Below are 9,824 nucleotides of genomic sequence, written 5' to 3'. Positions count from 1 at the left end.
CGAGGACTAAACATGAGCCTCCTCAAATCGTCACAGGCAGAGCCGGTGACTCATGACCACGTCCTAAGGACGTGGTTTCCCAAGTTCAAATGAATTCGCTCCCACCGGATAAGCCATACCCATCCTGAACCGCCGCATCAGCCACGCTTGCCGAAACGGGCGCAGAAATCCTCTTCGGGCATGGCCGGGGTGTACCAGACGAAATCCGCCTCTTCCGCCCCGACCTCGCTGCCGACTTCGGCCAGGATCAGCACGGCGGCCTCGCCGCTCCCCAGGTCGGCCAGATGCAGCGGCACGCCAAGGTCGCGGCGGACATGGTAGGCGCCGGCCAGGAGCATGGCCGGCCGTGGCGCTGCCCGCAGCGCTTCAGCCATGCGCCGGTCGCGTTGTTGCTGCACGGCGAGCATGGCCGGCAACTGGTCCTCCGGCAGCTTGCCGCAATGCGACGCGCGAATCTGCGCCAGCAGCGCCTCGCGCACGGGGTCGGCGCTAGAAGCCGTGCCGCTCAAAATCGGGCGTTCGCGATAGACATCCATGATCTCGCTGCGGTCCAGGTTGGCCGGCAGCAACGGGAACGGCTGCGCCAAGGCATGGCGGACGATGGCGCCATACAGCGACCAGTCCCAGCCGCGTTGCCAATCCAAGACGGCAGGCAGGTCGGCCGGTGACTCGCCGTAGGCGATGGCCTGTCGTGCCGCATCCAGCTTGGGTTTCTGTGCAGGTTCGAGCATTTCCAGCAGCAGGCTGCCCTGCGCTCGGCGACTCTCCAAGGCGCGCAGCAGCCAGAGCTGGAGAGCGTGATGATCCGGGTTGTCGTGCCGTTCGCCGACCAGCACACGCGGCGCGCCAACCAGGCGCTCCACCAGTTGCCCGGGTGTCATGTCTTGCCCGCTGCGCAGGTCGCGGATGCGTCCGGCATCGACGTGCTCACGGCCTTCCGGGCTCTGCCAGGCCGGCAGCGGCGCCAGCATCGGCCGGGTCTGGCAGGCACTCAGGAGGGCAAGGGTCAAGACCAGCAGTACGCGCATGTCGAATGTCCTTCTCTTCAGCGGGCCACGATCAACGGATGCCCACGCTCGGGATGCCGCTGCACCAGCACCTCCAGGCCGAACACCGCCCGCAGCGGGTCGGCGCGCAGCACCTCGTCCGGCGTACCGAGGGCGTGGGGGCGGCCGCGTTCGAGCAGCAGCAGGCGGTCACAGTAACGCGCCGCCAGATTCAGGTCATGCAGGATCACCAGCACCGCCGCGCCCTGTTCGGCGAAGGCACGGGTGGCCTGCAAGGTGGTGTGCTGGTGCAATGGGTCGAGCATGGAGGTGGGCTCGTCGAGCAGCAGCACCTGCCCTTCCCCGCCCGGCCAGAGCTGCGCCAGCACCCGCGCCAAGTGCACGCGCTGACGCTCGCCACCGGACAGCTCCAGGTAGTTGCGCCCGGACAGGTGCGCCGCATCCGCCGCGGCCAGGGCCTCGCCGACGATCTCGGCATCGCGCGTACGGCCGGTCGCGTGAGGTAGGCGGCCCATGCCTACCACCTCCTCGACACGGAAGGCGAAGCCCAGTGATGAGGTCTGCGGCAGCACCGCCAGCCGCCTGGCCCGCTCCGGGCCGTGCCAGGCGGACAGCGGACGCTCGTCCAGCAGGACCCGCCCGTGCGCTGCCGGCAATTCGCCGCTGAGCGCCGCCAGCAATGTGCTCTTGCCCGCCCCATTGGGGCCGAGCACGCCGAGGACTTCGCCGGGACGCAGCTCCAGATGGACATCCGCCAGCACCGTGCAGGGCCCGCGCTGCACCGCCAGATTCTCCGCGCGCAGCATCAGGAACGTCCCCGTATCAGCAGATAAAGGAAGAAGGGCGCGCCGATCAGTGCAGTGATGATGCCGATGGGCAACTCCGCCGGCGCCATGACCAGTCGCGCCACCAAGTCGGCGAGCAGCAGCAGGCTGGCACCGGCCAGCGCCGAGGCCGGCAGCAGTACGCGATGGTCCGGGCCGGCGAGCAGGCGCACCAGATGCGGCACCACCAGCCCGATGAAACCGATCATCCCTGCCGCGGCAACCGCCGCACCGACGCCGAGAGCGGTGCAGAACACCAGCTCGCGCTTCAAGCGCTCCACCGCGAAGCCCAGGTGACGCGCTTCCGACTCGCCCAGCAGCAGCGCGTTCAGGGCCTTGGCCCGGCGCGGCAACCACAGGGCGACGGCGATGGTGACGATCAGCAGCGGCCACAGCCGCGCATAGCTGGCGCCGTTGAGGCTGCCCAGGTTCCAGAAGGTCAGGGTGCGCAGGGTGGTGTCGTCGGCCAGATAGGTGAACAGGCCGATGGCCGCGCCGGACAGGGCGGTCAGGGCGATGCCGGCGAGCAGCATGGTCGCCACGCTGGTCTGCCCGTTGCGGCGACCGAAGCGGTAGACCAGGGTCGTCACCCCGAGACCGCCAGCGAAGGCGCAGGCCGACAACAGGTACGGCGCGAAGGCTTCCGGCACGCCGCCGAGGCGGGCGCCGAAGACAATGGCCAGCGCCGCGCCCAACGCTGCGCCGCTGGACACGCCGATCAGGCCGGGGTCGGCCAGCGGATTGCGAAACAGCCCCTGCATGGCCACGCCGGACAACGCCAGCACCGCGCCGACCGCCAGCCCGAGCAAGGTGCGCGGCAGGCGGATTTGCCCGAGGATCAGTTCGGCCTGCTCCAGCCCGGCGCCGGATAGGGGCAGGCCAAGCAGCCGCAAAGCCGCTTGCAGGGTTTCCTGCAATGGCAGGCTGACCGGCCCCAGCGCCAGGGATAACCAGAGAGCGAGCAGGAGCAGCAAACCCAGTGCGATGAACAGTGGGCGGGCGTGGACGGCTGGGTTCATCGGGCGGCTTCGGCGGTCAGGGCTTGGGCCGAAGGATAAAAGGCTGCCGACAGCACCGCCAGTCCGTCGGGCACGCGCGGGCCGAGGCCGCCGACCAGCAGGGTCGGGTCCAGCGCCAGCAGGCGTCCGTCGCGGGCAGCACGGGTCGCGGCCAGGGCCGGATTGCGTTTGAGCAGGGCCTGCGGGTCGATGTCGCCCTTCTGGGTGCGGTCGGCGTAGATCACCACTTCCGGGTCCAGCACCATCAACGTCTCGGCGGACAGCGCCTTGTAGCCGTCGTGATCGGTCAGGTTACGCCCGCCGGCCTGTTCGATCAGCCAGGCCGCCGCCGTGTCCTTGCCGGCCGCCAGCGGAGCACTGTCGGCATGCCCGAGCATCAGCAGGACGCCCGGCGCCTTCTGGCTGCGCTGGGCATCGGCGATCCACTGGCGCTGGCGCTCCAGCCGCTGCCGGTAGTCGGCAAACACCCGGCTCGCGCTCTCCGGCGCGCCCAGCAGTTCGCCCATGCGGTGCAGGCTGCTTTCCAGGCTCGCCAGATCGGGCTTCGATGGCAGCACCTCGATGCGCACCCCGGCGCTGCGCAGTTGTTCCAGCACGGGTGGCGGGCCCATTTCCTCGCTGCCGAGCAGCAGGTCGGGACGCAGACTGAGAATGCCCTCGGCGGCCAGTTGGCGCTGGTAGCCGATGCTCGGCAAGCTGCGCAGCGAGGCCGGATGCTGGCTGGTGGTGTCGACGCCAATCAGCCGATCCTGACCACCGAGCGCCACCACCCACTCGCTGAGCGAGCCGCCGGCACTGACCCAGCGCTGCGGCAGCGGCTCGTCCGCCAGGGTGGCATGGCTGAACAGCAGGGCGGCGCAGAAGCTGGCCAGGCGGAGATCAAGGCGCATCGGAGGAAGGCTCCATGAGGATACGGGTGTCGTCGATACCCTGTTGCTGCAGCAGGGCCATCAGGTCGAGAAAGGCGGACAGCGGCGCGTGGCGATCCAGCGCCAGGTCCAGCCCCGGTTTATCGGTAGCGGCCAAGGATGCCAGCAATGCCTGGCGCAGGGCTGGAAAATCCGTCATGGGCTCGCCGGCGAGACGCCAACGCCCCCCGGCATCCAGCGCCACGTGCAGGCGCTCGCCGGGCGTCACGCTCGCCGGCTTCAACGCCTCGCGGCTGTCGGGCAACTCCAGCGGCAATTGCAGCAGGGGCGTCTGCGCGGTGAGCAGGAAGAACACCAGGACGATGAAGATCACGTCCAGCAGCGGCGTCAGGTCCGGCAGCAGGCTGGACTGCCCGGCGCGGCTGTCGGGCAGGCGGATCACGTCAGGCTCCACTGCGGTTGGGCGCTGCCCGGCAGGTCCAGCTCCAGTCCGTCGAGGGCCAGGTGGCAGCGGTTGAGCAGCGCCTGCACGCCCTCCAGATAGCGCTCCGCCCAGAGCGCGAAGCCTTGCCCCGCCGCCAGCGCCGGGATCGCGATCAGCAGGCCCCAGACCGTGGTATAGAGCGCCTGCCAGAGGCCATCGGCGAGCAGCGCCGGGGTCACCGGGCGGTCCTGCCCGGCGATGTTCTCGAACATGCCGAGCATACCCAGCACGGTGCCGAGCAGCCCGAGCATCGGCGCCAGCACGCCGATCAGTTGCAGCAGTCGGAGCTGGCGATTGAGCCGGCGGCGTTCCTCCAACAACCAGCAGCCGAGCACTTCTTCGCGCTGCCCGGCCGGCAGGCCGCTGTGCCGGAGCAACAAGGCCAGGCCATAGCGCCAACCGCCGCCAGCCGTCTGGCAATGCTCGCGGTCGCAGGTGCGACAGGCGCCGACCGCCGCCCGTGCCGCCGCCGTACCTATCGGCTGCAGGCGCAGGAACACCGCCAGACGCTCGAGAATCAGCGCCAGCCCCAGCAGCGAGCACAGCGCCAGCGGCCAGCCGAGCGGCCCCATCAGGGCAAGCCAGGCAGTCATCTCAAACCTCCAGCGCCGGCACGCTTTCGGCCAGGGCGCGCCAATCGTCTCGCTCGGGAATGCCCGGCTTGCGCGCGCCGAACAGTTGAACGATCAGTTCGCCGTCGGCATCGAAGGCTTCCCAACTGGTGATCACGCCGTCCGTGCTGGGCTTGCGCACTCGCCAGAGTTCGGCCACCGCAGGAGCCTTCAGGTGCAGGTTGAATTCGTCGTCGAGCACGTTGAACCAAGTATCCATCCAGCGCAGGTTACGCACCGGGCCGCTGTGGATCTGGATGCAGTGGCGATTGCCGACGAAGACCATCAGCGGCACCTCGCGCTCGCCGGCCGCTTCCAGCAGCCTCGGTAATTCGACCGGCGCCAGCGGCTCGGCCCATTCGCGGCCGGCCAGGCGCAAAGCCTGGGTCCGGGCGGCGCCATGTTTTTTCAGCAGGGCGAAGAAATGGTGGGTGTCCTTGAGCGCGGCCCAGCCCTCGCGCAAGGAGACAGCATCCATCTCGGCATCGGGACGTGGCTGCTCGCGCGGCGGCTGCGGCAGGAGATCCAATGCAGCGCTCTGTTCCTCGGCGCGGAAGCGCTCCAGCAAAGGCGCCCAGGCGGCGACTTCGCTGCGTTCGGTGAGATAGACCTTATGCACCGCCACACCCTGGCGGTCGAATACCTGAATGCTGCGCAAAATGCCGCGGCCGCTGTCTTCTTCGACGGCGAACACGCTGGCCCAGCCGCCGAGGAACAGGCGCAAGTCGATATCCGGGGAAACCACTAGCCCCATCTGGCCGTTCGCCGACACCGACACCTCCCGATAGAAGCCCTTGCGCTCGTGCACGCACTGTTCGTTGCGGGTCAGCACCATCACGTAGCCCAGCTCTCCGAGTGCCGGGAGCAGCACCGACCACTCGGGCCGCAGGCGTACCGTATCGATGCCGAGCCGGCTGGCCACCAGCTCGGCTTCGCTGACTGCCAGGCGCTCGGCGGCGTCGCGGGCACGCAGGCGCGGCTGTTCGGCACGCAGCGACTGCCAAGCCTGGTAGAGGTCGTTTGCCGGTGCGGCGGCTGGGCTCTGGGACATCATCCGTCTACTCCTAGTGCTGTGTTCTCGTTCTGTTGTCAGCGGCTCGCCGTCAGGGCGAACCGGATGGGTATCTGCACGCGGCTCGGCACCGCTTGCCCGTCCAGCGTTTCGGGACGAAAACGCCAGCCGGCCACGGCTTCCAGTGCGGCGCGGTCCAGGCTCTCGACGCCCGACGAACGCACCACCTTCAGCTCACGCTGAGCGCCCCGTTCGTCCAGACGCACTTCCACCAGTACCGTCCCCTGCTGATTCCGCCGCCGGGCCTGGGCCGGGTAGCTCGGCTGGCGCGGCGGGTCGAGGAAAGCCGGCTCGCGGCTCACCACTTCGACCGGGGCTGCCGCTCTGGCCGGGGCTGCCTGTGCGGCGGGCTTCGGCGCGGACTCAGCGGGACGGGTGCTGGCCAAGCTCGTCGGCGCCGGAACCTGGCGGGCAGGCTCGGCTGGTCGCTCCAGCTTTTTCGCCACCTGCGGCTTCTCAACCAGCACCTTCGGCTTCGCCGGCTCGGCTTTGGCCACCGCGACGGGTTCCGACGCAGCCACAGGTACCGCCGGGGGCGGCTGCAACTGCACCGTCGCCAGGCGCAAGGCCCCCGGCATCGCCACCACCGGCTCCCCGGCAGGCGGCGAAGGCTCGCGCAGACTCACCCCCACCGCCAGGTGCAGTGCAAAAGAGAGCAGCAGGAAGAGTACGGCGCGCTGCATCGATATCCAGTTCGATCTTGAATGAATCTATTTGATAATTATTTGCATTTGAAAGTCAACCTCGATAAGTTCTCCCGCCGATGCCAACCGGCGGACATAGAAGCCGCCGCCTCATTCAGGGAGTTACCCATGTCGATACGACCGCCTTTCGCCCGCCGCCCCTGGCTGGCGCTGCTGTTGCTCTCCCCTTCTCTCGCGCTCGCCGCCGAGGAGGCCGCCACCCAGTTCGATGTGATCACGGTCACCGCGACCCGCAGCGAGCAGACGCTGGACGAAGTGCCCAGCACCGTCTCCGTGCACGAGGAACGGGAGATAGACCAGCGCAACGTGAAGAACATCAAGGAGCTGGTGCGCTACGAACCGGGCATCTCGGTGAGCGGCAGCGGCAGCCGCTTCGGCCTGTCCGGCTTCACCATCCGTGGCATCGGCGGTAACCGCGTGCTGACCCAGGTGGACGGCGTCGGCGTGCCGGATGCCTTCACCTTCGGCCCCTTCCTCGATGCACGGCGTAACTACATCGACCCGGACACCGTGAAGCGCGTCGAAATCATCCGTGGGCCGGCCTCCTCGCTGTACGGCAGCGACGCCCTCGGTGGTGCGGTCAGCTTCCTGACCAAAGACGCGGCGGATTACCTCGACGAGGGCGACGACACCTTCGCCCGCTTCAAGACCGGCTACGATGGCAGCGACGACAGTTGGCAACGCAGCGCCACCTTCGCCGCCCGCCAGGGCAGCGTGGACGGTCTGCTGCACATCGGCCGCCGCGACGGCCAGGCGCTCGACAGCCATGGCGGCGAAGGCGGCATCGGCGCAAGCCGGGAAGACAGCAACCCGTCGGACTACCGCACCGACAACCTGCTGGCCAAGCTGGGCTGGGACTACACCGACGGCAGCCGCCTGCAACTCGCCTACGAGCGCTACCAGGACGACGCCGACACCCGCGTACTCAGCGAATACAGCACCACCGCCACCGTGCGCACCTACGATGCCCAGGACAGCACCGACCGCGAGCGCGTGACCCTCAGCCATCGCCTCCTGCTCGACAGCGCCCTCGCCGATCAGGTGCAGTGGCAGCTCAGCCACCAGGAAAGCCAGATTCGCCAGCGCACTCACCAGGAACGCTTCAGCGCCGGCCGGCCGCGCCTGCGCGACCGCGACTCGCGCTACGAGGAGCAACTCTGGGCGTTCAACACCCAGTTCGACAAAGCCTTCAGCCTGGGCGAAACCCAACACGCGCTGATCTACGGCGTCGACCTCAAACGCCTCGACAGCAGCGACCTGCGCACCGGCGGTGAAATCTTCGCCGATACTGGCGCGACGGTGCCGACCTCGCCGTTCAGCGAAACCTTCCCGATCAGCGACTTCCCCGATCCGGTCACCGAGGAATACGCCCTGTTCGTCCAGGACAGCATCGAGATCGGCCGCTGGACCCTGCTGCCGGGCCTGCGCTACGACTACTATCGGTTGAAGCCGGACGTCACCGACGAGTACCTCAACGGCAACCCGGTGGACAGCAGCCCGTCCAGCTTCAGCGACAGCGCCCTGTCGCCGAAATTCGGCGTGACCTACCGCCTGGACGACGCTCATAGCATCTACGGCCAGTACGCCGCCGGCTTCCGCGCGCCGAACGCGGTGGACATCTTCGGCGAGTTCGTCAATGTCGCCGGCAACTACCAGACCATCGCCAACACCGACCTCAAGCCGGAGACCAGCGACAGCTTCGAAGTCGGCCTGCGCGGCGAATACGCCGTCGGCAGCTTCGGCCTCGCCCTGTTCTACAACCGCTACGAGGACTTCATCGAGCAGGTCACCCTGGCCAAAGACCCCACCGGCAACGGCCGCCTCACCTTCCAGTACCAAAACCTCGACCGAGTCACCATCCGCGGCGCCGAAGCCCGTGGCGAGCTGCGCCTCGACCGCACCCTGGGCCTGCCGGAAGGCACCTCGCTGCGTGGCGCCATCGCCTATGCACGAGGCAAGAACGAGGAAACCGGCCAGCCGATCAACAGCGTCGATCCGCTCAAGGCGGTGTTCGGCCTCGGCTACGACGCCCCGAGCGGGCGCTTCGGCGGCGAACTGGCCTGGACCCTGGTGGCAGCGAAGGAGCGCATCGACGAAACCCAGACCGCCGACCAGTTCGAGCCGGCCGGCTACGGCACCCTCGACCTGACCGGCTGGTGGCAGATGACCGAGCAGGTCTCGCTCAACGCCGGACTGTTCAACCTCACCGACAAGGAATACTGGCAGTGGGGCGACGTGCGCGGGCTGAACGAGAGCAACCCGGGCCTGACCCGCTACTCGCAGCCGGGCCGCTATGCGGCGGTGAACGTGGTCTGGGAGATCTGAGCGTTCCTCACACGCGCCGAAAGCGCTTCCGCCCGGCACGCGAGCCCGGGATAATCCCTGGCTCGCGTGGAGGTGAAAATGATGTTGCTCTGCGCCCCGGACGAGCTGGCGGAAGGCCAGAGCCGGGGCTTCGAACGGAACGGACAGAAACTGCTGGCGGTGCGCAAGGGCGGCCGGGTGTTCGTCTACGCCAACCGTTGCCCGCACCGGGGCATTCCCCTGGAATGGCTACCCGATCAGTTTCTCGATGCCAGCGGCAGCCTGATCCAATGCGCCACCCATGGCGCGCTCTTTCTCATCGACTCCGGCGAATGCGTGGCCGGACCCTGTGCGGGGCAGTCGTTGCAGGCATTGGCGTGCAGGGAGGATGCGCAGGGCATCTGGGTAGATGCCGGCGAGTGAGGTCCTACGGCATTCCTGGGCGAATAATTCGACCCTGTGGAGCGGGTTGTTTTTCCCAGACCGAGCTGCTTCGTCCTTCTGCTCTATCGCCCGCGGGTCCCCGTCATGGCAACCGTGAGCCGGTCTCCCTCCAGCAGCCTGAATTAGCCGGCTGTCGAAACGTTGAAGGCACATGAGACGAGGTCTGACTCTAGCGGTATCAACAGCGCAGATAGTTTTTCAACGACCTCCTAACGTCCACGGCTACCCCGCGCCTCACACTCGTGCCCAGACGCGGGATTGCCCTACCGCAGCGCTTATTGCCAGCTTGCCGCCAACACCGGTGCCAGTTGCTCCTTCACTTCCTGCGGGATGCTCGCGCCCGCTGCGGGCACAGCGAATGCCGCCATCGCCGAGACCAGGTTGTCCACCTGGTTGTTCAGCAGTGCCGATGAGCCGGCTTCGATGCGATCCAGTTGGTTATTGGCGTCGGTGTACCACTTGCTGACAATCACCCGGTCGCGGCTG

The 9,824-nt window shown here is 67.9% G+C and carries 10 protein-coding genes and 1 pseudogene; 2 read left to right on the top strand and 9 right to left on the bottom strand.

Going from position 1 to position 9,824, the window contains the following annotated elements:
• Positions 1-137: 137 nt before the first annotated feature.
• From BZL41_RS11555 to BZL41_RS11520, 8 genes are read right to left on the bottom strand one after another with little or no spacing between them, the layout of a single operon-like run.
• Complete coding sequence (locus BZL41_RS11555; RefSeq protein WP_095599434.1) at positions 138-1,028, bottom strand: ChaN family lipoprotein; 891 nt, start codon at positions 1,026-1,028, stop codon at positions 138-140.
• A 17-nt stretch (positions 1,029-1,045) separates the two neighbouring features.
• A complete protein-coding gene (locus tag BZL41_RS11550; protein WP_095599433.1) occupies positions 1,046-1,813 on the bottom strand; it encodes a heme ABC transporter ATP-binding protein in 768 nt (255 codons plus the stop codon).
• Complete coding sequence (locus tag BZL41_RS11545; RefSeq protein WP_168190983.1) at positions 1,813-2,796, bottom strand: iron ABC transporter permease; 984 nt, start codon at positions 2,794-2,796, stop codon at positions 1,813-1,815. The genes BZL41_RS11550 and BZL41_RS11545 overlap by 1 nt, the downstream gene beginning before the upstream one ends.
• A gap of 50 nt (positions 2,797-2,846) precedes the next feature.
• Positions 2,847-3,740: a hemin ABC transporter substrate-binding protein gene (locus BZL41_RS11540; protein WP_095599431.1), complete on the bottom strand. Its 894-nt coding sequence runs from the start codon at positions 3,738-3,740 to the stop codon at positions 2,847-2,849.
• The gene (locus BZL41_RS28515; RefSeq protein ID WP_168190982.1) at positions 3,730-4,161 is read right to left on the bottom strand and encodes a biopolymer transporter ExbD; all 432 of its coding nucleotides are present in this window, start codon (positions 4,159-4,161) and stop codon (positions 3,730-3,732) included. The genes BZL41_RS11540 and BZL41_RS28515 overlap by 11 nt, the downstream gene beginning before the upstream one ends.
• The gene (locus BZL41_RS11530; RefSeq protein WP_095599430.1) at positions 4,158-4,796 is read right to left on the bottom strand and encodes a MotA/TolQ/ExbB proton channel family protein; all 639 of its coding nucleotides are present in this window, start codon (positions 4,794-4,796) and stop codon (positions 4,158-4,160) included. The genes BZL41_RS28515 and BZL41_RS11530 overlap by 4 nt, the downstream gene beginning before the upstream one ends.
• 1 nt (position 4,797) lies before the next feature.
• Positions 4,798-5,868: a hemin-degrading factor gene (locus tag BZL41_RS11525; RefSeq protein WP_371916513.1), complete on the bottom strand. Its 1,071-nt coding sequence runs from the start codon at positions 5,866-5,868 to the stop codon at positions 4,798-4,800.
• Positions 5,869-5,903: 35 nt separating this feature from the next.
• Entirely contained in the window at positions 5,904-6,569 is a 666-nt protein-coding gene (locus tag BZL41_RS11520) for an energy transducer TonB (protein ID WP_095599429.1), read from the bottom strand.
• Between the two features lie 129 nt (positions 6,570-6,698).
• Between BZL41_RS11520 and BZL41_RS11515 the strand changes: the two genes are divergently transcribed.
• Both BZL41_RS11515 and BZL41_RS11510 read left to right on the top strand, forming a co-directional pair.
• The gene (locus BZL41_RS11515; RefSeq protein ID WP_095599428.1) at positions 6,699-8,915 is read left to right on the top strand and encodes a TonB-dependent hemoglobin/transferrin/lactoferrin family receptor; all 2,217 of its coding nucleotides are present in this window, start codon (positions 6,699-6,701) and stop codon (positions 8,913-8,915) included.
• A 78-nt stretch (positions 8,916-8,993) separates the two neighbouring features.
• Positions 8,994-9,317, top strand: a complete 324-nt coding sequence (locus tag BZL41_RS11510) for a Rieske (2Fe-2S) protein (RefSeq protein ID WP_095599427.1) — start codon at positions 8,994-8,996, stop codon at positions 9,315-9,317.
• A gap of 296 nt (positions 9,318-9,613) precedes the next feature.
• Here BZL41_RS11510 and BZL41_RS28510 read toward each other — a convergent pair.
• Positions 9,614-9,824, bottom strand: a pseudogene (locus tag BZL41_RS28510) (Ig family protein); the annotation flags it as partial.

Source organism: Pseudomonas sp. PIC25, from assembly GCF_002286785.1.
Taxonomy (GTDB): domain Bacteria; phylum Pseudomonadota; class Gammaproteobacteria; order Pseudomonadales; family Pseudomonadaceae; genus Pseudomonas_M.
The sequence above is the reverse complement of the archived record's forward strand: the minus strand, read 5'-3'. Positions and strand labels throughout refer to the sequence as shown.

Coding starts and splice junctions, on each gene's coding strand:
- BZL41_RS11525 (WP_371916513.1), bottom strand. CDS start 5,868: ATGATGTCCCAGAGCCCAGCCGCCGCACCGGCAAACGACCTCTACCAG.
- BZL41_RS11555 (WP_095599434.1), bottom strand. CDS start 1,028: ATGCGCGTACTGCTGGTCTTGACCCTTGCCCTCCTGAGTGCCTGCCAG.
- BZL41_RS11520 (WP_095599429.1), bottom strand. CDS start 6,569: ATGCAGCGCGCCGTACTCTTCCTGCTGCTCTCTTTTGCACTGCACCTG.
- BZL41_RS11515 (WP_095599428.1), top strand. CDS start 6,699: ATGTCGATACGACCGCCTTTCGCCCGCCGCCCCTGGCTGGCGCTGCTG.
- BZL41_RS11510 (WP_095599427.1), top strand. CDS start 8,994: ATGATGTTGCTCTGCGCCCCGGACGAGCTGGCGGAAGGCCAGAGCCGG.
- BZL41_RS11540 (WP_095599431.1), bottom strand. CDS start 3,740: ATGCGCCTTGATCTCCGCCTGGCCAGCTTCTGCGCCGCCCTGCTGTTC.
- BZL41_RS11530 (WP_095599430.1), bottom strand. CDS start 4,796: ATGACTGCCTGGCTTGCCCTGATGGGGCCGCTCGGCTGGCCGCTGGCG.
- BZL41_RS11550 (WP_095599433.1), bottom strand. CDS start 1,813: ATGCTGCGCGCGGAGAATCTGGCGGTGCAGCGCGGGCCCTGCACGGTG.